This window comes from Candidatus Bathyarchaeota archaeon (genome assembly GCA_026014735.1).
Classification (GTDB): Archaea; Thermoproteota; Bathyarchaeia; order Bathyarchaeales; family Bathycorpusculaceae; genus Bathycorpusculum.
This window is the reverse complement of the sequence record JAOZHT010000003.1, coordinates 80,111-102,724: the sequence shown is the minus strand read 5'-3', so window position 1 is coordinate 102,724 and position 22,614 is coordinate 80,111. Positions and strand designations below refer to the sequence as shown.

The 22,614-nt window shown below is 44.3% G+C and carries 17 protein-coding genes; 3 read left to right on the top strand and 14 right to left on the bottom strand.

Annotation, left to right across the window (positions count from 1 at the left end; genetic code table 11):
* Window positions 1-12 precede the first annotated feature (12 nt).
* The 3 genes from NWE93_10800 to NWE93_10790 form a co-directional block, all read right to left on the bottom strand.
* The gene (locus tag NWE93_10800) at window positions 13-849 is read right to left on the bottom strand and encodes a hypothetical protein (protein ID MCW4000718.1); all 837 of its coding nucleotides are present in this window, start codon (window positions 847-849) and stop codon (window positions 13-15) included.
* Window positions 850-1,102: 253 nt separating this feature from the next.
* A complete protein-coding gene (locus tag NWE93_10795; GenBank protein MCW4000717.1) occupies window positions 1,103-1,816 on the bottom strand; it encodes an adenylate/guanylate cyclase domain-containing protein in 714 nt (237 codons plus the stop codon).
* Between the two features lie 72 nt (window positions 1,817-1,888).
* The gene (locus tag NWE93_10790; protein MCW4000716.1) at window positions 1,889-2,113 is read right to left on the bottom strand and encodes a hypothetical protein; all 225 of its coding nucleotides are present in this window, start codon (window positions 2,111-2,113) and stop codon (window positions 1,889-1,891) included.
* 409 nt (window positions 2,114-2,522) lie between these two features.
* Between NWE93_10790 and NWE93_10785 the strand changes: the two genes are divergently transcribed.
* Window positions 2,523-4,610: an exosortase/archaeosortase family protein gene (locus tag NWE93_10785; GenBank protein ID MCW4000715.1), complete on the top strand. Its 2,088-nt coding sequence runs from the start codon at window positions 2,523-2,525 to the stop codon at window positions 4,608-4,610.
* Window positions 4,611-5,079: 469 nt separating this feature from the next.
* Here the strand turns inward: NWE93_10785 and NWE93_10780 are convergent, their stop codons facing one another.
* On the bottom strand, window positions 5,080-7,590 hold the full coding sequence (locus tag NWE93_10780) for a hypothetical protein (GenBank protein MCW4000714.1): 2,511 nt from the start codon (window positions 7,588-7,590) through the stop codon (window positions 5,080-5,082).
* A 304-nt stretch (window positions 7,591-7,894) separates the two neighbouring features.
* On the opposite strand from NWE93_10780, the gene NWE93_10775 reads away from it, so the two are divergent.
* Together NWE93_10775 and NWE93_10770 are read left to right on the top strand one after the other, a co-directional pair.
* Window positions 7,895-8,509 carry a hypothetical protein gene (locus NWE93_10775; GenBank protein MCW4000713.1) on the top strand — a complete coding sequence of 205 codons (615 nt, stop codon included), beginning with the start codon at window positions 7,895-7,897 and terminating at the stop codon, window positions 8,507-8,509.
* A complete protein-coding gene (locus NWE93_10770; GenBank protein ID MCW4000712.1) occupies window positions 8,510-8,779 on the top strand; it encodes a winged helix-turn-helix domain-containing protein in 270 nt (89 codons plus the stop codon).
* A 44-nt stretch (window positions 8,780-8,823) separates the two neighbouring features.
* Here NWE93_10770 and NWE93_10765 read toward each other — a convergent pair whose 3' ends face one another.
* The 10 genes from NWE93_10765 to NWE93_10720 form a co-directional block, all read right to left on the bottom strand.
* Window positions 8,824-12,711 carry a hypothetical protein gene (locus tag NWE93_10765; protein MCW4000711.1) on the bottom strand — a complete coding sequence of 1,296 codons (3,888 nt, stop codon included), beginning with the start codon at window positions 12,709-12,711 and terminating at the stop codon, window positions 8,824-8,826.
* Between the two features lie 493 nt (window positions 12,712-13,204).
* Window positions 13,205-13,828 (bottom strand): DUF1616 domain-containing protein, encoded by a 624-nt coding sequence (locus NWE93_10760; protein ID MCW4000710.1) that lies wholly within the window; start codon window positions 13,826-13,828, stop codon window positions 13,205-13,207.
* A 106-nt stretch (window positions 13,829-13,934) separates the two neighbouring features.
* The gene (locus tag NWE93_10755; protein MCW4000709.1) at window positions 13,935-14,705 is read right to left on the bottom strand and encodes a hypothetical protein; all 771 of its coding nucleotides are present in this window, start codon (window positions 14,703-14,705) and stop codon (window positions 13,935-13,937) included.
* Between the two features lie 443 nt (window positions 14,706-15,148).
* Complete coding sequence (locus NWE93_10750; protein ID MCW4000708.1) at window positions 15,149-16,519, bottom strand: putative glycoside hydrolase family 15 protein; 1,371 nt, start codon at window positions 16,517-16,519, stop codon at window positions 15,149-15,151.
* A gap of 160 nt (window positions 16,520-16,679) precedes the next feature.
* Window positions 16,680-17,693, bottom strand: coding sequence for a glycosyltransferase (locus NWE93_10745; GenBank protein ID MCW4000707.1), 1,014 nt, complete (start codon window positions 17,691-17,693; stop codon window positions 16,680-16,682).
* A 19-nt stretch (window positions 17,694-17,712) separates the two neighbouring features.
* Entirely contained in the window at window positions 17,713-18,360 is a 648-nt protein-coding gene (locus NWE93_10740) for a class I SAM-dependent methyltransferase (protein ID MCW4000706.1), read from the bottom strand.
* Between the two features lie 58 nt (window positions 18,361-18,418).
* Window positions 18,419-20,152 (bottom strand): hypothetical protein, encoded by a 1,734-nt coding sequence (locus NWE93_10735; GenBank protein ID MCW4000705.1) that lies wholly within the window; start codon window positions 20,150-20,152, stop codon window positions 18,419-18,421.
* A gap of 225 nt (window positions 20,153-20,377) precedes the next feature.
* The gene (locus tag NWE93_10730; GenBank protein ID MCW4000704.1) at window positions 20,378-20,584 is read right to left on the bottom strand and encodes a hypothetical protein; all 207 of its coding nucleotides are present in this window, start codon (window positions 20,582-20,584) and stop codon (window positions 20,378-20,380) included.
* A 443-nt stretch (window positions 20,585-21,027) separates the two neighbouring features.
* Window positions 21,028-22,155, bottom strand: coding sequence for a glycosyltransferase family 4 protein (locus tag NWE93_10725; protein MCW4000703.1), 1,128 nt, complete (start codon window positions 22,153-22,155; stop codon window positions 21,028-21,030).
* Entirely contained in the window at window positions 22,143-22,604 is a 462-nt protein-coding gene (locus NWE93_10720; GenBank protein ID MCW4000702.1) for an NUDIX domain-containing protein, read from the bottom strand. Before NWE93_10720 ends, NWE93_10725 begins: the two co-directional genes overlap by 13 nt.
* Window positions 22,605-22,614 lie beyond the last annotated feature (10 nt).

Genomic DNA, 22,614 nt, shown 5'->3' with positions numbered 1-22,614 from the left:
AGCAGTACCCGCTTAGGACGAACGCTGCTTTGCCAAAGGCAGCAAGGTTTCCTTGCGAAGAGGCGCCGTTTGAGGTTTCACGCAGTTTTGGATGTAGTTCTCGTTTGTCTGCATGGCGCCGGTTAAGAGCCCCGCAGATGGGCAAAGACTTGCCAGAAACGCAGTGTCTTTAGGAAGACACTCTTTACCGATTCCATCACGCGCCTCCAGAAGACTCACGTTCCATTTCGTGTTTATGGCCTCTCGCCATTCATCGAAGTCTATGTCGTTTTTGTCGGCAATTAGTTTTAATTCCTCAACAAAAGCGATCTGGATATACCTGTGAGCGTTTTCTGCTATCTTTGTAGCTTCAGCAACCTCTAAACTTGATACCTGATGAAGCGGAATTTTGAGTTTACTATAGAAATCGTGTGCCTGCTGCATGCTTTGGGGATCATAAGCGCCTATAACTCGGAGTTGCTTAACCCCGTGGCTTTCTTGATCTTCCTCCCACCACCTATGGGGGCAAACAGCCACTTTTCCCAGGTCATATTTAAGCCGCATTTTCCGTGCGGTACCAACCTGAAGTGTCGATTCAAAGCAGACAAGCGCATTTTTATTTAAACTGCCAATATGGCTGCAGCAGCTTTCGATGGCAGTCATGTCGGCGGTGTTGTTGCGGTAATAGGTATTTACACAGATAATGTAAGTGTCGGCCAGCGGCGGCTTTGTTGTGGCTTTAACCCCATGTGTAAGAGCCTTAGTTACAGCGCATTCATTGATGTCATAACCGATGACGTTAAAGAATTGCTGTGTGTACTTTGCAACGGGCAAGCCTATGTTGCCGAGACCCATGATGCATACTTTCACTTTCCTTTCCTGCCACCCGAGTTTGCCATCTATTATATTTAAGTTAAGATAAATAGCTATTGCCTAAGCGGTTTTTTGTTTTCTGCACCACTCTTAGACGAATGAACCTTTTTTGATTTTTTGTGCTGTTTTCAAAGGGGGATTTTTTTCATTTGATGCTGTTTTATGAGACCCGATATATCTGGACATGTGCATTTTTATTTTGCAAAAAAACCATAATAATTGCAGCTTGATTGGCAAGCGCTCGACAAAATCAAGGGCAGTTCTGTTTGTACCATTTAGTCAAATGTGAATTAACTATGCTTCCGTGATAGCAGTCTCTGGCTGAATTAAAAAGCAATAGCTTTTTGTTTTCATCATCGAGGTTATGGTAGACAATCTCCGAAACCATCGTCTCTTTATCGGCGGATTCCTTGTTTCCATAACTTGCAAGCCTTAAAGCTTCATTCAACACTTCACCAGCCCAAATAACCTCGCCGGCATCGTTGAGTTTTTGGCTCAATTTAATCATCAGGGCTTTTCCGTATGAAAGGCCAATTCCGATCTTAATCGGATTAGCCATAAACTTTTGATTAATCAATCGAACAACCGCGGAAATTTTTCCAGCAACAGCAAAAACCTCGTTGATGTCATCTTGCCATGGAGCATCAAAGATGCCTGAAACGGAGTTGCCTGCGACGGTTATTTCTACACATTTTGGGTTGCCGTTCATGACGGCGGTGACTTCGGAAAGGTAGGCTTTGTACTGCCTGGCGAGGGGGTTGTTTTCATTAAAGCACAGTTCAGCAGGTTGGCATATTTTCGCGGAGAGGACAGCGCATTTAACGTGGAAGCCGTTGGTGTTGGTTAGCAAGTTGCGAGCGGGGATTTCGTCATGTTTTTCAAAATTGGAGTCAGAGCTTTGGCTTATCTGATTGATTCGCTCGATGCCGCGTTTAGGGTCGTATTCTGCATAGTTGCTTTTCATGGCTCCACCTCATGCTCGTCTATGCTGACATGCATTCTATATACCGTCGCTTCCCCGTTAAGGCTGTTTGAGTTAGCGTTCCCTTGATTTCGCGGTTTCAGAAAGCGATTGGCTTTTTTCTGTCTTAACCAAGGATTGCAGTGAGGATAACTCCTCCTTAAGAGATGCAATATCAGCCTCTAAAGAGGCGGCTTTGGCTTCAACGATTTTTTTAAGGTCCTCGACTTGCGCTAAGAGGCTAAGCTTCTCAGCTTCCAAGCCCTTTAGCCTATCAACTGTCTCCTTTAAACTACTCAACCCTCTCTTCTCCTCTTAGCATAGAGATAACACTCTTAGCACTTAAAATTTATGTAAAAAAGGCTGCCTGCAGTTTCCAAAAAAGTAGACACCTCAAGGGACCTTAGGTAAGTTTTGCTGCGTCTTTCCCAGGCAATTATCCTAAAGGTAAGTGCCAATCGCAAACATAACGTTCCCTTTTTGGCGCAATATTAGAAGTAAGCAACAGTATACCGTCAAAATTATTACTGAAAAAGAAAAGGACACACCGGTCAAAGGGGAAACCAATAATACTTCGCCAGGTCGTCAGTGGTGGATATCTAGCCTCAATTAAGCTACTGACCGGTAAATATCTTATATATGTTATAAAGAAGCTATTGACAATACTTAAATTTTAAATACCAACCGCTTAATATTCGATGGTTGCCTCATGCACGGTCTAAATGTTTCTTCTAAAGAAAAAACGGGAGTATATCTTAATCAACATAGGCTGACATTAGCCATAAAGTGCGCTGTAATTGCAGCAGCCGTGATTGCACTGTATTTTCAGGACTTAAGCCTAATTTTTCAAGGGGCCTTAGTTGATGAATCATCTTTCCATATACTCGCTATTCCCTTCATCTTTGCATATTTGGTTTTTCGAAAACGTAAAATGGTAAAAGCGTCCTTGGAATCGGATGTTAACAATCAATCGGTTTTCCAAAAAAACCTTGGGACAATATTAGGCATAACTCTTTTTGCAATATCTATACTGATTTACTGGTATGGGAGTTATTCATTCACTCCATTAGAATTTCATGTCTTGACCTTGCCTTTCTTAACCGCAAGCTTAGTGCTTATTCTTTTTAACGTGCAGACGCTGAGGCAATTAATATTCCCTATTGCCTTCCTGATTTTCCTTGCGCCTCCACCATCAGAAATACTCTACACGGTCGGTTCAGCGCTGGCTAACTTAAGCGCAGTAGCATCCAATGGATTAGCAAACATTTTTGGGTTGAATGCAACCCTAACTTCTAGTAACGCCGGCCCAGTCATCACAATAATTAGGCCAGATGCTTCTGTTTTACCGTTTAATGTCAGCGTGGCTTGCTCAGGTATCTATAGCATAATCGGGTTTATGATATTTGCAGTAACCATCGCTTACATTACCCAGGGGAAGATATTCAATAAGCTTGTTATCCTCATTTTGGGTATCCCATTAATCATCGCTCTAAATATTATTCGAATAACTGCAATTCTGGGGATAGGCTATGCTTGGGGCGAAGACTTGGCTCTTGAGGTTTTCCATAATTTCGGTGCAACCGTGCTTATGTTTATTGGAACAGTAATCTTGCTTGGCGTGACAGAAAAAATCCTCAAGAAACCCGCCTTACCCACGCCATGCCCAACCTGCAGCACCACATCAAAGTCCCCCGCCATTCCCTGCTGTGTAAGCTGTGGGAAACTCTTCGCATACCCGAAAATGAAACTCCGCAGAGCTGACATAGCAAAAGTAGCGGGGATTCTATTAGCTACGGTTATGCTGCTTTCTATTCAAGCCCCTGTTTTTGCGTTAACTCAGGGTCCGCCAGAGGTTTTAGTTCAGACTCCTTCGGGCGTTGAGATCAGCAAGTCAACTTCAACGTTACCTGAAATATCAGGCTACAATTTGGCTTATTCATACCGTGATACGTCGTATGAGCAATTGACTGGAAACGACGCCGCCATCGCTTATGCTTATCGCCCAACTAGTGGAACCGGTTTATCTGTTTCGGTGGCGATACAAATCGGTTCCAGTTCCTCTGGGCAGCACCGCTGGGAAACCTGCCTGATCAATGTTCCCCTCAGTGCAGGTGAGGAGCCAACGGTAAAGCAGCTTGATCTGCGTGATATTCAATTGCAGGACAATCCTCCTGTGATGGCGAGGTATTTTGCTTTCCAATACACAAAAACTAGCCAGACAGAGGTTGTTCTCTACTGGTATCAGACGGCGATGTTTAACATCAATGGAACTGCCCAGACAAAAAGCGTAATGATGAGCGTTATTATGTATCCGGATTCGCCTCAAGATGTCTCGGCTTGTGAGGAGCAAGTTTTGGTGGTCGCGCAGGCAGTGAACGATCACTGGCAACCGATAAAAACTTGGACAAGCATCTCGTTGATAATTAGCCAGAATGGTCTTGCGCTTTCGTTAGGGGCAATTGCATTATTTTTGTTAATTGCCCTTTTTGCTTTGTACTTGAACTGCAAGGAGAAGCGGTCTCTTTTAATCCTATACAATAAACTTTCAGCGCAAGACCAACTCCTTATGCGCGCAATCGATTGTGCCCGCTCAAAAACGTTGCAGGCAATAACCAGTGAATACCAAAAGCTGTCTTCAACGCCCATATCGGAAAACGATATCCAACAGAGGCTGGACGAAGCAGAACATGTCGGCTTAGTTAAGAAGTCGATGAGAAATGAGCGTGATAATCCGGTGCTTGTTTGGAAAAGCCAGTTGCCTAAGCGCGGCGGCTTTTTTTCTTTACTTTCTTTTTAGCGGTGCCTTTCTTTTTGGGATTCTCTGTTCATTGCCCTGTTGCTAACTTTTACCCGGTTGATTGTGTAAACCTTGCTTCTTTTCCATGTGGACTCGCGATTTACGCACTGCAGATATGGCGCCGCGCCCTACCTGGTAGTTGCCCCCGTAGGATAAGCTTTTGCGCATTTCTCTAGGCCTTAGCTTCAGCGCTAAACTTGCCACATGCCACCGCCACCGCAAGCACCCGACCAAAACGAATTTACAGTTCCTAACATCAACCAAAAAACCAATAGGGACCAAACAAAAAGCTCATCACAACCCAACAGGATCACTCAAATTGCACTAACCCAAAAGCAACCGCCCAACAAACCAAATATACCCAAGTCCCATGGTGCCCACAAACGACCCGAATAGACTCTGACGTTAAGGCTAAAACAATACTGTTTTAAAACAAAAAAGAGAAGGGGAAATTTGTTTAGGTTTGGTTTTATGGTCGCTTTTTGATTGCAAGCAATAGGACTGCGCCGACTATGGCGATTGCGATGACTATGGCTACGACTGAGGGGAGGAAGTAGGTGTCTACAACAGATGAAATGGGCTGCGCTGTAACCGTTGGGGTTGGCTCAACTGGTTCTTCAACGTTGATGTAGGTTTGTGCAGTGGATGGATAGTATGCTCCTGAACCTTCAAAGACCGCGTAGATCGTGTATTGGCCGGGTATTTCAGGTGTCCATGAGAAGCCAAAGGTGCCGCTTGCATCAGCGGTGGCTGTTCCGATGCTGTAGACGTTGTTGTTGGAGTCAAGTACCATCAAGGAAACATCGACGCCGGTTGCGTTGCTGGGACGAGCAAACTGCTGGTAGACGTATTGCATCCATGCCGCTTGGCTGTCGTCAGAAACTGCGGGGACACCGTTGGGGAATCGCGCCGTAATTGCGTAGTTATCGACTAAGCCTGGCGAAATGTCTGTGACAGCGCCTTTAATGACAACGGAATTGCCTAAGGATATTCCAACATCAGGTGCGGTAACAGTGAGTGCGCTGGGGCCTTTGCCGATTGCATAGACCTGCTGGTCATAGGTGTTGAACAGTGAGATGACGCTGTCGCCCATGATTGGAGTTCCACCCCAGTTGGTTGTTCGGAAGAGTCCATCTGCTCTCCAGACTACGCTGCCGTCAGTGGTGTTAAGACAGACTGTGGGTGCGCCTCGTGATAGGGGCTGGTTGCCAGAGTGCTCCATGAAGAAGAAGTACGCTAATTCGTTGCTTGTTCCGTAGCAGAATAATGGCCAGTCGCTGCTCCAGAGAATTTCAGTGTATTGGTCACGGTTATTGTAGGTCCATAATAGATCGCCGTTGGATAAATCATAGCCGTTAACGATGCCTGCATAGCCGTAGGAAACGAGTTGGCCATCGATGATTTGTCTGCCCGGCCCATACATGTTAAGGTAATGTTCCGGTTCAGTGGCCCATAAGAATTTGCCGTTTTCCAAGTCGAAAGCGTAGTACTTCCTAAGTTCCTTCATCCAGATTAAGCCGATGTTCTCATTGAGGTCAGTTAAGCACCAGCTGCTTCCGTAGGTTACGAACTGTAGGCTTCCTTCAGTCCATTCAGAGGGTGTAGACCAAACATTCTTGTACAGTAATGCTCCAGAGGGGGCGCCGTTAGAGTCGTCGATGCTGAATGCCCAAGTGACTACGTGTGTGGTGTTTTGGCTGGAACCGACAACTTTCTCGCCGAGTGCAACTCCATTGACAGCACCAGGTAAGCCTTTAGGTATGGTAATGTTCCATGCCCATGCACGTTGAGCTGCCGTTCTTGCAGTGCCAGTTGTTGCTGATGCATTGATTGTAGTGCTGACGAATGATCTGCCAAAGCTGCCTTCCATCGAGATGAGGGCAGTCATGTTCCAGAGTGTCATGTAGCCAGCGTTTAGGTTGACGTTGTAGAGGAAGACGTTGCCTTTTTCATCGGTGATTCTTGTGCCTGTGGGTACGTTTGTGATTGTTCCACGCCAGTCACCGGTGTAGGGGTCAAATGCAGTCCAAGTTGTACCATCGACTACCCAAAGGTACGCGAATACACCTTGAGAGTTGTAGGATTCCCAGTAGAGTGCTTGGCAGAAGGTTATGGTTTTGTTGTTAAGGAACGTCTTTGCCCAGTATTCTTCACCGGTTCGTAAATCTACACAGTGATAGACTACAGGCATGTTACTGGCGACTGCTCGGAGTGTGCCGGGGGCATCTTGATAGTATAGTCTGCCTGCGAGGATAAAGCTGTTAATCCATTTGCCTTCATATGCGTCACCGTTCTCAAACGAAACCGAAGTACCGCCTGAACCGACAAGACCCAACTCGCCGCCGAATAGGCCCGCGTTAGTGAGTTCAGTTGCCCAAAGCACGTGGGGGGTGGTTGGTCCATCGTTGAAGTTGCCCGACATCCAAGAACTGCCGGATATTGAATACCATTCTCTGAGTTGCGAGTTAATGGGGCGAGTCCAATATTCACCTGGCAACGGGTTACCGGGGTATATTGCTATGGGGTCAGACCTTACGACAAGAGTCAGATTTTCGCTGTCGCTTGCAAGCATGGTTGTGTTAGCTGCGATGCCGCCTGCAGTGGTGGGCATTTTCTGCTCGGGGAAATGTGATTGGATTGTGTAGTTGCCAACTTTTGTTGGGGTATAGACTGTGCCTGTTCCGCCTGTGGAGTCTGTGTTGATGCCGGTTATTGTTTCTATTTTGCCGTCGGGATCAATGATTGTAACGCTCATATCTTTCCAGCCGAGGTTTGCGGTGGAAAGCTGTGCGGATATGCCTACGTGGATGAGCACTTGTTGGTTGACGCCCACTGGGTTTGGTGTTGCGCCGACGAATGGAAAAGTTTTGACTGAAGCGTCAGCGGCGCTAGCTGTTGGCAATGTGGCAAGGGGGATAGCGGTTGAGATAATCATAAGAACTGCGAATAATGTGGCTAAAGATTTAGTTTTAATTTTCATTCTATATTCTCCATTTTTTGTGAACCCCAATTCGTCGCTTGTTAGTTATAATACTCACTCCTCTTTGATGAACGTAAAAACATGTCAATACTAAGGCGCAGCACATTTTTATTTACGATAAAATTTTTGTTTTTCTGTCAAATGGGGTGGGGTTGTATTAACGTCAAGGCCTTTTTTATTATGTTGTTAAAAGGAAAAGCCCATAAAGTACCAAAGTGAATACTGTTCTATGTCTGATTTCCAGGAGTTCAGGATAGCCTTTGAGGTAGTTTCAGCCGTACTCTTTTTTGTCCTGGTATGGTTTATGATGAAACCGTACCGCTTCACAAAAAAGGGGCAGTACGTCGGTTTGCCCCTTGCTTTCGGTTTACTTGCCGCATCGCACGTTTTCTCAGCAGTTATTTATACCGAACCCAGTTTTCTTCAAAAAGATACATTTCTGTGGATTCAACTGGTAGCCAGAACCTTCGCCTTTGTCTTTCTTGCGGCAACTTACCATTTTTCCCGAGAGCAAAGCAAGCAAAGCGAGACTAACCAGCTTATCTGGAATATCACCTTCAGCGTAATCTTGGTTGCGATTATAGCCTCCGTTATATCGGCGATTTTTCTGCCTCAACTTAATTTCGCAAACTACAGAGTAGCTTCGCAGTACGTTCGCATTTTCATAATCATAAGCTTAAGTTACATTATCGTTATGGCGTTAAAAAATCAGGTAGCAAACCCCCAGCCTGCCAATGTATTGACTCCTATAGGCTACATGTTCTTTGCAATTAGCCAGTTCTTGATAATTATCTGGGCTGCAGATTCGAGTATGCTGGCGTGGTGGGGCTCACAGCTAATCCGGGGCGGCGGTATAGCGATTTTCCTATTCGTTGCATACATAACATTTTATCGATCACCTAAAAAGGACACCGATTAAATGAAGAATGCACGCAGAGACAAAGTCATCATATACGGTGATTTACTGGCTTTGCTGAACGAGGAGTCAAAGAACGAGAAGATTCTGTTAACTCATGTACAGGTTAAACTCAACGTGTCCTTTGATCGCTTAAAGAAGTACGTGAATAAGCTTGAAGATCTCGGCTTGATTGAGGATGCGGCTTCGCCTAGGCTAACGGAGAAGGGACGGCAGTACCTAAAGGAGTACGAGAAAGTCTTAGATTTCATTAAGCGCATGAATCTGGCTTAGCACTCGGAAATCACCTTTGGATTAATCATTGCCGGCCGCAGCAGCTAAATTTGTCCGGCAGCATCCACGGCGGGTTCACTGCGATTTAGCCTGCGGCGACGCCTAACCCCATAGTACCTAAACGCTCCCAGCCCAGCCAGCAGACCAGCCAGCGCCAACAACACTGCCTCCAAATATAGGTACAAGTTCACGCTTTGCTCAGTCACCGTTAACACTGCCACGTCAACCAGCCCCTCGTAGGCTGCGGTTACATTGTAGGAGCCTGCACTGCTTGCCCTAACAGAATTGCCCTCCACTAAAGCGCCCGCTGCACTGAAATTTGACAGCGCCGTAACGTCACCTAAACTGTTGCCCTCTTTGTCGTAAGCTGTAACCGTATAGTTCTGGGCAACGCCAGCCGCAACTGATGCTTTCTTGGGGCTGATTGCGATGTGGTCAACCACAGCTGAGCTGGAATTCACCATCAAACGGGCATTTCCATAGACGCTGCCTAAGGTTGCCTTCACTGTCCAGTTGCCTGCTTTAGATGAAGTGTAGGTTCCAGTTGCCTGGTTCCAAGAGCCCCCTGCAGATGCATCGATGCTCCATGTGACTTTGCCAGTAACGCTCCAGCTGGTATGGCCATCGGAGGCTAAAGCCACAAACGTCATGGACCCGCCCGCTGCAACCGATGACGATGCAGGTAACACCACTATCGATTTAATTGTCCCTACACCACTCGAGGAGCCAGAGCCAGAGTCCGAAGACGAAGACTGCCCGACTACATTGAGGATGGCAGAATCCGATTTTCCACTATACACCCCTGTGATGGTGTATTGGCCGTTGATGCTTGAACGTGCAGAGTTCCCCGAAACGACGACGTTGGAGTTGGGGCAGCTGTAGGCGGCCTCAACGGCCCAGCTGTTGCCGAAGTTATCAAAGGCAGTGGCACTATAATACTGTGCAACTCCTCTATCAACAGTTGACTCCTTGGGTGCAATCACGATTCGGTCAAGATATGCTCCGTCGACGGCGTGGGTGACTTCCAGGGCGACGCTGGCGGTTTTGCCGCTGTATGCTGCCTGTATGGTGTAGTTTCCGGCTGTGTGGGATGTGTAGACGTTTGCGTCCCAAGAGCCTCCGTCCCCACCCTTAGGTATACTCCATGTTGCCTGTGAGCTTATATCCCAGCTGTTACCAAAGGTGTCGTATGCCGTTGCTTTGCCTGTGACTTTGTTTGGTGCAGCAACAGTTGCAGGGCTTAAGGACGCAGCGATGTGGTCGAGGTATGCTGTGTCGGTTGCATGAGTGACTGTTAGAGTGGTTGTTGCGGTTTTGCCGCTGTATGAAGCTTCAACGGTGTAGTTGCCAGCGGTTTTTGAGGTGTAAACATTCTTAGCCCAGACGCCGCCGTCGTTTCCTACGGGTATGCTCCAAGCTGCCAGTGTGCTGATGTCCCAGCTATTACCGAATTTGTCGTGTGCCGTGGCTTTTCCGGTGGCATGGTCTGGTGCAGCTACGGTTGTTGGGTTGATTGATGCAACTATATGATCTAAGTATGAGACGTCAGAGGCATGTGTCACCGTCAAATCGGCGTTTGCGCTCTTGCCTCCATAAGACGCCTGTACAGTGTAGACCCCTGCTGTGTTTGAGGTGTAAACGTTCTGTTGCCAGACGCCCCCGTCGCCTCCAGAAGGAATACTCCAGATAGCTGCGGTGCTTATGTCCCAGCTGTTACCGTAAATGTCGGTTGCTGTGGCTGTTCCAGTAACCGTGTTGGGGGCAGCCACTTTAGTCGGATTCACTGAGGCGGTGATGAAAGCTAAATATGCTATATCCGTCGCGTGAGTAACAGTCAGGCTTGCAGAAGCTGATTTGCCCCCGTAAGTAGCCTGTGCAGTGTATGTCCCTGCTTTGTTAGATGTGTAAATGTTCTTTAGCCAACTGCCGCCGTCATTGCCCGCAGGTATACTCCATGCTGCTTGGGTGCTTATGTCCCAGCTGTTGCCGAATGTGTCATATGCCGTGGCTGTGCCGGTAACGGTGTTTGGTGCAGACACGGTTGTCGGGTTTAAAGAAACCGTTATGTGGTCGAGATACACGGGATCGGTTGCATGGGTGACTGTTAAGGCCGCGGTGGCGGTTTTTCCTCCGTAGGCGGCTTGTATGACATAGTTGCCTGCCGTGTGGGAGGTGTAAACGTTGCTGTTCCATGAGCCGCCGTCGCCTCCAGCTGGAATGCTCCAAGTTGCCACTGCACTTACATCCCAACTGTTGCCGAATTGGTCGGTGGCTATGGCTTTTCCTGTAGCTTGGTTTGGCGCGGCTACAGTTGATGGACTGACCGATGCCACGATACGATCCAAATAGGCAAAGTCAGTTGCGTGTGTTACCTTCAACTCAGCGGTTGCAGTCTTGCCCAAATAAGCGGCTTGCACGGTATAGTTCCCAGCTTTGCTGGAAGTGTAGATATTTTGTTGCCATGAGCCCCCATCGTTCCCTGCAGCTATACCCCACGTTGCCGATGTGCTCACGTCCCAACTGTTACCGAAGGTATCAAAAGCCCTTGCCGCGCCCGTGACTTTGCCTGGAGCGGCTACGGTGGTCGGGTTCACTCGGGCGGTTATGTAGGCTAGGTGGGCTTGGTCGGTTGCATGTGTTACTGTCAGGTCGGCGGTTGCGGTTTTGCCGTTATATGATGCTTGTACGAGGTAGCTGCCGGCTGTATGGGATGTGTAGATGTTGCTGCTCCAGGAGCCTCCGTCGCCTCCCTTAGGTAGGCTCCATGCCGCCTGGGTGCTGATGTCCCAGCTGTTACCAAAGGTATCATATGCCGTTGCGGTACCTGTGACAGTATTTGGCGCTGCCACCGTTGTCGGGCTCAAGGAGGCAGTTATGTGATCAAGATAAGCGATGTCTGTTGCATGGGTAACTGTTAGAGAAGCAGTGGCGGTTTTACCGCTATATGATGCCTGCACCGTGTAGGCTCCAGCATTCTTTGAGGCGTAAACATTATTCGACCATGTTCCCCCGTCGCCTCCGGCGGGTATGCTCCAAGCTGCCAGTGTGCTTATATCCCAACTGTTGCCGAATTTGTCGTATGCTGTCGCCGAGCCCGTTGCCGTGTTGGGTGCAGCTATGGCGGTTGGGTTGACTTGGGCGGTGATGTGGTCTATGTATGAGGGGTTAGTGGCATGTGTTACGGTTAGGTTGGCTGTGGCTGTTTTTCCCTGATAGGTGGCTTGTACAGTGTAGACTCCTGCGGTGTTTGAGGTGTAAACGTTCTGTTGCCAGACGCCGCCGTCGCCGCCAGAGAGGATTATCCATGTTGCCAAGGCACTTACGTCCCAGCTTTTACCATGAATATCATATGCTGTTGCTGTACCGACTGCGTTGCCGGGTGCCTCAACAGTTGTGGGGTTAATGGAGGCAGTTATGTGGTCCAGCTTTTGGACGTTTGTATCCTTCACCACTAAAGTTGCGGTGCCATTTTTGTCGCAGTAGCTGGCCGTAACTACCCAGGTACCGGGTTTGGTTACTTGAACAGAATTAGCCGTCCAAACATACGTGCCTTCACCACTGTTGATGCTCCAAACGATGTCTTTCGATGTGGTAATGTCCCATCCGTGGCCACATGAGTCGTATGCTGTGGCTTGGTAAGTTTGGGATTCATTAGCTTTGATTGTTGCGTTTTTTGGAGTAACGGTGATGTGGTGAACTACTGTGCACTTATCGCAGAAACATTGGTCGAAGGGGTTATGGTTTGGGTTATATGAGCAGGATAAATCTTGCATCAAGGTGTTTGGGGCGTAGGGGAAGAAGCTTTGGTTTTGGGGGTTTTCATTCAAGATGGCTGCTGGGGTCAAGTCGCCTTTGATTAAACTTGCAGAGACACACAATTGAATGATTATTAATGAAAAAACGATAAGAGTGCAGAAACTTGATTTTTTCAAGTTACCTCAAACCTGAATTGTTGCTTATCCAGTGGAGGTGCTTGGGAAAGAAACTGTACCCTATAATTGACTGAATTGTTTTCACTGAAGCCTTCTCCTCTTTACCTTGCCCTCTTCTTCAAGTGTAACTTTCTGGTCATTTATAAATTTTAATAGTTGGGCTGATATAATTTGCTTTTAAAATATTCTGGAGATTGTAATATGCATTTAATAAGATTATAGAGCGAAAAATTAAACTGATGCTAAACATTCAGGCCACGTATTTTTCATTCACCTAACAAGTGCGCTTGAAAAATTAGCAAGCCCTATTTTGTTCAGATCACTATCTCAACTCATATTTCACCATCTGATTTTAAGGCCACAAAAAAAGCAGCCAATTAATTCTGCCTTTTGCTTGTTATCCCAAGCCTGTCATAAGCAGGATTATCCACCTATTCACCACTACAGAATCGATAGTAAACAGAAAAGACTCCAATAAAAGGCAGGTTTGTAGTTAATGCTGCTCGTGAAGCACAAATTGTTTGCTTGAACGCCAAACTGCTAAAATTGCGAAAAAAACCGTTAATAAAAGTAAACAGGTGGTGAGGGGAATCAAACGTATACCCCAGGGAGTATAGTTCAAGATTAAACCCACCATGGGCACGAGCACTATACTGGTTCCAAAGCTCATAGCTATACGTTCTATGTCATCCATGTTTTGGCTTTGGGTTGTTATCGGAACTTTTATGGGAAAAAGCAATCTTATGATTGCGTAACCCGGTAGAAACAAGACGAAAATAGAACTGAAAACTAAACGAATAGGTGACGCACTATCTGAAATGATAAATGTAGACAGACAACTTCCGATTGACAGGATAATGACCACCCAGAACCAAGAGGCTTTCTTTGAAAAAATATAGCTTCTAAAATTTGAAGTTGAAGAGCGGTCAGTAAAAATCAGGTTGCCTTCGTTTTCAAGTTCAACGATCAAGTTGAGGATGGATTCAGTGTCTAAGGCGTCGGTTTTATCTTTTACGGCAGCAATTAACTGATCAGTAGTTTCTGGCGCCTGTTTTTCTATCGTATCAAGTATAAGTTGTTTAATTTGACCTCTTGTTTGGTTTAATCCTTGGGTCATTAACTTTACCTTGCCCAGCTAGATTTGTTTATTATGCTTATAAGAATCAATAAATCGAGAAGATAGCCATTAGCTTGCTCACTAGCCGCCTATACCGCGCGCATTTCTATTTTTCGACTATCGACTTAAATTGAATTGTTGTGGTTTTTGTATTTGGATCTGTGGTTTCGCTTTCGATTATGATGGGGTTTCCAATAACTTTTACCAATGCACAGGCCAATGCGCTGGAGAAAAGGCACCCGACTTGATTGTGGGCGCGGGGGGATTGGCTTGCCTGATTGCAAATTTCGCTAAAGAGACTTCCGGAGATCACGATTGTTGTAAGGTTCTGTTTAACGTTGGTTTCTATTTTTTCTGCTGATTCAAAGTCTTCGATTAGGATCTTTTTAAGTGTCGGTTCCAATTCTCGGATATCAAGTTTGGTAAACGAGACTTTGCCCACTTTTTCCATGACCTTCAGTAGTCCTTTACCGGGTGGCGTGAGGAATAAGCCATCGTTTTGTCTTAGACGCAGGTTTTCGTCGCTTTTTGTGGTAGGTATAAGGGTTTGTGGGGATTTTGGGATAAAAATTAGGCTTGATTCCACGTCTGTTAGGTTTTTCGGTGGGAGATAAATGCCTTTTTCGTTTAGGTTGAATTCAGTAAGTATACGCTCGATATTGTCAAGTTGGAAGTTTGTTGAAGCTTCAAGGTAAGATAGGGGCACGTGTTTTGTGGGGGTTAAATAGAGTAGGATTGCGCCCCAAAAAAATGCGGCTGTGCCAAGTATAGCTATGTAGGAAGAAGCGTTAATTGCTGAAACAGCCACTAGGCTCAGTCCGGCAATAAACATAATTAAGCTAAGAAGTCGGTTAAAGCCCATTTTTTTATTTGACATTCTGGTCGGCACCCGTTTATTCTTTGTAGAATTACAATTAAAGCTTTAAAATTTTATAACCTACAGCCAAAAAAGCATACCCTTCAGGTGGGCGCCTCGCAAGTTATAATCTCATAGTACGTTAAAGAAACGCAGGGCAAAGGTCAAGAAAAACAAGACGGCAAAGACATACGACAACCCCAGAAGCTTCCTCTTATTCACTACAAAATTTATGGAGCCATAATGGTGGGAAACAAATTCTGCGGTTATAAGCAAAACAATAGCTGTGATAGCGATCAAAAAGGCTAAGTCTCCAACCATTAAGGGGGGCATCTGCATACCAATCACTCTTTTTATCATTTTTCGGCGGCAACTTTGTCTGCTGCCTTGTTTTGCTAGTCTGGCGCCACCTGTTCACGTCATCTTGTTGGCGGAGAGATGCGGAGGGGTCTGTGGATTGCATCTCAAGGCTGCTTTTGGTTAAGCAGGATAACACCCTGATGTGGATTTATCACCAAAGACTGCGGCGTAGCGCTGCCATCCATCAGATAATAGTTATGACCAAGCGGGTACGTAACTGCATTATCGGATGGATTAACCAGCACTAACCCCCCCGTGAAGGTTCGGGCAAACAAAGAGGACCCAGAGGCTTGGTAGTAGTTACCAATCGGTAATCCAATGTCTAGGTTTCTGATTTGCTGAGCAAACGATAACAACTCTGTGTCTTGGCTCATTGTGCTAGGGGTTCCACCGAAGCCTATGTTGTTCTGATCGGATTTCTCAGCCGCTAAGAGTAGAGAACAGTATCCAAACATTGCTAAATCAAGTTTTGAGGTGCCTTCAGGAATGATGGAGGCTGCAGCGGGCACAAGCGCGATGAACTGATTTTCTGGGTTGGATAGGAAATTATCTTGAATCCACTTCACCATGTTGATTGACTGTTGCCATTCCGTCACGGAATAGTAATGTGTGGAATACGATTGGTAGAATGGACCTTCACTCATAATGCCCTTTAAGCCGGGGACTTGAGATAGAATATATCGGTAGTTTTGTCCCGCCATAGGAACTTCGGTGCTTGCTAGGTCGAAACAAAAGCCTGTCCATATCCCGTTAGCTGTCACCATTTTATCTGGGCCAAGGGCATTGATTATCGCGTTTAGGGTTCCTGCGCAACCATCGAGGATTTTTTGGGTAGTAAACGGCAGGCCTGTCGATTGGTCGATGGGTGTTGAGTTGGCAGCGCCAGCCCATTCAGAAGCACTATATTTTAGACCATTATCAGCCATGACACCGGCAAATTGAGGGTGCTGCTCAAGCCATAGTGCACATCTATTGGCTACCCATTGCTGATAAGAGGCATTGGTGATGTCAACCATATAATTATCCGAATACGAGGATTCAGTAACATAATTTCCCTGTGAATCCTTAAGAAGCCAGCCTTGACTGTTCGCGTAATTCCACTCATCAGACCAATAACTGTAAATTGTCATCACGTTCCTGTAGACTAAAAACTTAAAGTCAGGGTTCGTCTCTAAAACCTGAGTCATTTTTGAGTCATAATGGTTATAGGGACTGCTCGGGTCAATCCACCAGGACTGAGACATACCAAATGTATTGGATAATGTGGTTTCATTGTATTCATTGAAATTCCATGACGATTCATAAATCCTTATTTTAAGGGAACCGGTGTTTTCGTGAGTTTTTTTAATAGTGCCACTGGTAGAGATAGAAATAGTGATATCGCCTGTAGCAAGGACTTGGCCTAGAGGTAACAACATTGAGAGACATAAAATCACTACTAGAAAAGATATGACAGTTTTTGTTCCTAAACCCATAAATATCGTATGGGTTACGATTTAATATATGTTGTGTATGCCACCGCGCCGCCAACAGACATGAAACCAAAATTATAAGAAAAAATATTCCCAACAGGAAGAAATTTAAGATTTTAAGCAAATTTAACACCAAAAGACAAAAACATCGACAAGAACCCAACTAAAGAAAGTTATACAGCAAACCTTTTCGTTCCCCATTCTTAATTTGAATAATCACAGGTTCAAGCTTTGAATGTCCCCAGTTATATACTTGAGCGGGAAAACACGCGGATAAATAACGAAGATACAGACTTATTGAGCGCTTGTCCAGCTGTATCGCCTGGGAGTACTCATGCCTTGCCCTTGAATTAGCTCCATATTGAAGGTAATCAGTGCCCAAGAGCACGCGCCAACACCTTAATGCCTCGTTTTTATTAGGAGCTGAGGCAATATCCGTTAACACTTTCCGGAAAAGCAATTGTTGAGCTTTTATTATTGGGGTATAGTCGTTACTCAATCTTTTTCGGTGAAGACGATACATGTAGGTTGGGCCATCTACGCTTACAAAATTATTTTTTTTGGCAAGTCTAATCCACATATCCCAATCCTCAGAGGCAAAAAGCTGCTCATCAAAAAAACCAACTTCTGTGAAACAGTCTTTACTTGCCATAAATCCAGAACAATTTCCAGTTACGTTGCTTTTTAGTAGTTTATGATACATATCGTTGTTATTGTTATTCGGCTCGAAAAATTTAGACCCCAGAATCACACCATCTTCGTTGACCAAATAACAAGAAGAACTATAAACGCATCGAACTCCATCATTTTTCAAGACAGATACTTGTTTTTCAACGTGATGCGGTAGCCAAACGTCATCATCATCTAAAAAAGCGAGAAATCTACCCTTAGCTCGTCCAATGCCGAAATTTCTGGCCGCAGATACCCCTCGGCCACCTTCCTGGAGGTAATAACGGATTCGCTTATCCTCCAATTTACCCACCATTTCCCCAAAAATACGATTTGAGCTGCCATCGACCAGAATTATTTCTAAATCATTAAAAGTCTGGTTCAAAGCGCTTTGAACGGCTAAAGTAGCATAACTAGGCCTATTTTTTGTGGGGATAATAACACTTACCAAAGGATGAGACATTTTTTTGTCCACCAAACCATTAGGCAATAGCCGCTTACTAAACAATAATAAAATACCTGAGAGACTACTTCTTTTTGAGAAGCAGCATCACTTGGAATCCGAACCGATTTAACGGGAATCGTGTTGAACTGGAAAACCTAACATGACTTCCAAACCACCATTTTCTGTCGATATGCTCTGAAAAGATATGTGGTAAAAAGTAGTAACCGACTAATGTTTCCACTTTAAAACGCTTCTGAAAATAAGAAAGAAATTCACAAGAGGTAAAAATGTGTTTGTGCGCATCGTTCCAAGCGTTCCATTCCTTTTTAACAACATACTTTTCAAGTTTACCTTTAGCGCCTTCTAAAGACAACCTGTTTGGAGTGGAAATAAGGAGATAGCCGTTGTCAACGAGCAAATTAGCCAGTCTGTCAAGAAAGATTTCAGGGTTATCTAAGTGCTCAATGATTTCTAATGCAGTAATTAGGCTGAAACAAGACCTAAATGGAGGTGAAGTGGCATCAGCTAGCATAAGGTGCCTGTATAGATTGCAATCATGACAAGTTGAAATAGCATCTTTGGAGATATCCAAGCCTATGTATGTATACCCGCTACTTTCAATAGCCTCAGCCATTATACCGGTATTGCAACCTATATCAAGAGCAAGTTTGGTTGAAGAACTTTTTGGAATAAGACTGGCCACTTGTTTTGTTCTCTTCACATCATACATAGATATCAATTTTTTTCACCGATAATATGCGACATTTGAATTATAACAAAATTAAATATCAAGGCTGATTAAACAAAACATAAGATTCGCCATTGTTATATACGACACTATCACCCTGAACAGTTTTTGCTATTTCGGAAGGAGACCTAAATTGTGCAGGTTCAGCAAAAACTCCAGCTTTTCCAGGAAGATGAGTTACAAATATATTGTAACTCTGCAATGGTTCACCGCCTAGAGGGTAATAATAAACAGGCATATGTTCGCGGACATAACTCTCATTAGCTAAGCCAACTATTTGATTTCTCGTAACTAAATCTGAGGCTATAATGCCATAAGATGCATAACTTGTGAGGAATCCAGTCAGCGTTCTTTGATAAATTGAGTTATAAGTAAATACGTTAGCAATAGGAACATCATCAGGTAATTCCGGATACAATATGTTAGCTTGTGGAATAAGAGGTTCAGCACAGTAAACCTCTATGGTTGAAAAAAAAAGCAAGCCTACAACAAGCAAAGGTAGTACCCATCTTAATTTTTTACTAAAATAGTATAATGCGTAACCAACAAAGAAAGGAGCTAATATATTTGCAAAAGTCAGGAAACGAGCGGCACCCAGACCAAGCGCTAATCCTATTAAAGAACCAAATATTGAAAGACCAAAAAAAATTAAAAGAAAATGATCAACCCCAGTCAACTTCTGTTTTTTGAAAATTATGACAAAAATCCCCGAAGCTGCCAGTAATAGAGCAAAAAGCTCAGCCCCATAATACACCATGACTGTTGTAAAAGCGGCCAAAGGGTCAGCACTTGCTAAAGAAAATAAGACGGAGGGCACCGCTTCGGCTTTTGGGCCTGATCCACCGTAAAAAACTGAAAAAAAATAAATTGACATCTGATTTAGAGTGGCGGAAGCGTTATACATAAGCCAAGTTAGACCAATTATTGCTATCGATAAAGCAGCAGGCAACAGCACTCCTTTTGACTTTATTAGCCGTATTCTCTGCAATACAGGCATTTTCTGTAGAGCAGCAATTACGACAAGAAATACCGCAAGAAAAACAGAGGAAATCGTGTGAGCGATTGCCAACCCTAACACAAAAAAAATACACAACATCCAATACCGACGATCTTTTTTGGTAATTATTGAAACCAAGAGATACAAAATAATCAGGGAAAGTAACATCCCGAGCAATGTACCGGTAACAAAATAGCTATAGAGCGCTAGAGGAACAGAGGAGACAAATATCACGAATTTTGTGTATGTATTATTTCTAGCCAAACCTATGTTCCTAACAATTGCATAGGTCAATAGGGGATAGAGGGCTCCAAGTAAGACTGGAAGGAATTGCAGCACCGTTGCTAGCTGGATGTTTGGAAAAATCGAAGTAGCTGAAAAAAGTATGTGCTCTAAGGGCGCACTAATGTAGTATTGGAAGGATATGTCGGATGAGGAGGCGATGTGACCGGTCCAAATTACGGTTGAAGCTAAGTTGAATTGTTGTTGCTGGTCGATGTAGCCGCCTGGGAACCACATGTATTTTAAAGCTGGAACCAGAGAAAAAATGATTCTGCTGGCAACAGCAATGCATAGAATGTGAGTTATTTTTTTCTCGGTGAAGAAGACTAAGCAGAACGTTAGCAGGAACAGTATGAAGGGAATTTCGATGCCTTCAAGGACCCAACTGTCCTGGTAGTCTCTGCGCATCATCAAGGCGCTAATAATTAGATACGCTATCGCAAAGACGAATAGTATCCAGGAGAGAGAGCGCAGAGTGATTTTGTCTTTTAACATGCAATTGCTCCAAGGTAACAGGGATAATTAAATCCACAGAATATTACAGCTGATGCTTGAAAAAATGATGCTACGATGATTGTTTACTACAGTGCCAAATTATATTTTACTGGCATACGCCGAGTTAACACCTACAACCTTGTTTGCGTCTATTCTGATTGTACCACAGAATAGTCTTTTGCAAACCATCAAAAAGACCAGTTTTAGCTTGAAAACCAAAATCCTTCAGCGCCTTACTGTATCCAAATGTCTTTTCGGTTGCCCGCCAGGCGTATCTTTGTTCCAGATGATTTCGCCTTTAAACCCCGTCAACTCAGCAACCAAATTGACCAAATCTTTAATGGTTATTTCGCTGCCGGTACCGATGTTTACCGGTTCAGAGTTTTTGTACTTCTCGGCAGCCAATATTATGGCTTCGCTTGCGTCATCCACAAAGAGAATTCGCGGGAAGCCTTACTGAACCCCAAACTTCTACCGGCGAATCACCTTTTGCGTGGGCCCATACCACCTTTGTAATTAACCCAGGAATCACATGGGAGTCTTCGGGTTCAAAGTTATCATGTGGACCGTAGAGGATTGCAAGCAACAGGTGGATAACGTTAAAACCATATTGTTCTGGCTTTGGCTTTTATTCAAACTTGTGCTTTATGGCTTTTAACCCAGCAATCAAAGCGGATGTCCCAGAATTTAGCAACTGTAGTTTACCCCGACATATTCGGAAAAATGATTTTAAAAATCCTTAACCATCCTGCCTTTAGAAATCTGCCCGTAATTTAATACCTCGTTTATAATGTCCTTTTCAAGTTAACCTGCCTTAAACTCGCCCACTCCTATTCGAAGTTGGTGCCTCGCATTCAATTCAGCCCTCTGAAAGTTTATAAATCCCGATAAACCTCGTTTAATTCTCGCATAATACTTTCAGGTGAAAAAAGTTTTTTAATCTTATCGATATTTCTGACGCCGATGATTTGTCTAAGTGCAGAATCATTTGCTAAAACAACAATCTTTTCAGCTAATAAAGTAACATCACCGGGTTCAATTAAGAACCCATTAATATTGTCCTCGACAACTTCCGGAATCGACCCTACAGTAGTGGTGACAACAGGCAACCCTGCAGCCATTGCCTCAAGCAAAGCACAAGGTAAACCTTCTGCATAACTTGGCAGCGTATAGATGTCGGAACTCTGGCGAACCAGCAACATTTCGCTATTATCAAGGTAACCCAAGCATTCAACACACTTGCATTGTGCTTTGGTTTCGTTTATGGCACGCAGTTTATCACTGTCATATATTCCTGCAAAGAGGAAAACAACCGGCACTTTAGACTTTTCAAGTACAATGGGTATAGCTTTTATAACATCAAAAAAACCCTTTCTTTTTGCTTCTTCACTTCCAAGAAAAAGGACGCGTACTTTAGCATCTCGTTCGCTAAATTTTTCATTAACCAGTTTAGCAGGAATTTCTGCCGTGTTAGGTATCACTGAAATCTTACTTGACGGGGCTATCTTCGTAAAGAAAGCCTGAGTGTTCGGGGATAAAACAATCAGTCTATCAGCCGCATTCAAGGTTTTTCTAATTACTGCTTTAAAAATGGCATTGCTGCCATCATAAAAAGCTTCAAAATAGGTAGCGTGGATGTGCATAATAGATTTTTTTCTAAGCATCTTTGCTACGAACAAATAGACAGAATTCTCAAAAAAGTTAAGGTAATCTGTCGCATTTATATGCACGATTGAAGGCGATTCTGTTAATAAGGTGAAAGGATAGCTAAAAACATGATAAAAAGTCACCATAGCTGATTTAAATAGAAAAGCAGGCTTCATTTTCAAAATAATTGAGTAATCTGTTGCGTCTTTTCTCATTCCAACTGTCGGTCTGCCCGTTGTAAAAGGCAAAAAATAATAACTCTCCTTCAAAGAATTCATTATATTTAACATGCACGAAGTAATGCCACCTACCGTAGGTGGGAACGGACCAACCATAAGGATTTTCATTCTTTGCATTCTATAAAGCCCTTCAAATTCTCTGCGCAGTCAATAATCACTTCTTGAAGGTAAGGGTGCAAATCTGCAGGCGGTTCCTTTAACAGCATGTATTCCAAGTGCTCATTGTCAAGGACAACTTTTCCCTTACATTTGCATAAATAAAGTATCGTAATATCATGCCGCTCTGAAAAAACTCTTGAATACACGTTTATTAATTGAAGAGACTCGATTTCAAGCCCGGTTTCCTCCTTCACTTCCCTATGAAGGGCATCTTCGAAAGATTCGCCCTTATGGATTCTTCCACCCGCAAACCACCATAACCCCGCGGCGGGTGGGTTCTTCCTCTTTAGGAAAAGCAAAGAACCATCAAGCACTGTAACAGCTTCCACTGAAGCAATCGGCATCCAATCTACTATCTGGCTAAACAGGGGCTCTGGAATAAAGCCACATTTTCTCTTAGAAATCATCCTTAAAGCC

What these genes read in the sequence shown, in the direction of transcription:
- NWE93_10795 (MCW4000717.1), bottom strand. Translation starts at nt 1,816, where the DNA reads ATGAAAAGCAACTATGCAGAATACGACCCTAAACGCGGCATCGAGCGA.
- NWE93_10785 (MCW4000715.1), top strand. Translation starts at nt 2,523, where the DNA reads ATGCACGGTCTAAATGTTTCTTCTAAAGAAAAAACGGGAGTATATCTT.
- NWE93_10780 (MCW4000714.1), bottom strand. Translation starts at nt 7,590, where the DNA reads ATGAAAATTAAAACTAAATCTTTAGCCACATTATTCGCAGTTCTTATG.
- NWE93_10775 (MCW4000713.1), top strand. Translation starts at nt 7,895, where the DNA reads ATGATGAAACCGTACCGCTTCACAAAAAAGGGGCAGTACGTCGGTTTG.
- NWE93_10770 (MCW4000712.1), top strand. Translation starts at nt 8,510, where the DNA reads ATGAAGAATGCACGCAGAGACAAAGTCATCATATACGGTGATTTACTG.
- NWE93_10760 (MCW4000710.1), bottom strand. Translation starts at nt 13,828, where the DNA reads ATGACCCAAGGATTAAACCAAACAAGAGGTCAAATTAAACAACTTATA.
- NWE93_10755 (MCW4000709.1), bottom strand. Translation starts at nt 14,705, where the DNA reads ATGTCAAATAAAAAAATGGGCTTTAACCGACTTCTTAGCTTAATTATG.
- NWE93_10750 (MCW4000708.1), bottom strand. Translation starts at nt 16,519, where the DNA reads ATGGGTTTAGGAACAAAAACTGTCATATCTTTTCTAGTAGTGATTTTA.
- NWE93_10740 (MCW4000706.1), bottom strand. Translation starts at nt 18,360, where the DNA reads ATGTATGATGTGAAGAGAACAAAACAAGTGGCCAGTCTTATTCCAAAA.
- NWE93_10735 (MCW4000705.1), bottom strand. Translation starts at nt 20,152, where the DNA reads ATGTTAAAAGACAAAATCACTCTGCGCTCTCTCTCCTGGATACTATTC.
- NWE93_10725 (MCW4000703.1), bottom strand. Translation starts at nt 22,155, where the DNA reads ATGCAAAGAATGAAAATCCTTATGGTTGGTCCGTTCCCACCTACGGTA.
- NWE93_10720 (MCW4000702.1), bottom strand. Translation starts at nt 22,604, where the DNA reads ATGATTTCTAAGAGAAAATGTGGCTTTATTCCAGAGCCCCTGTTTAGC.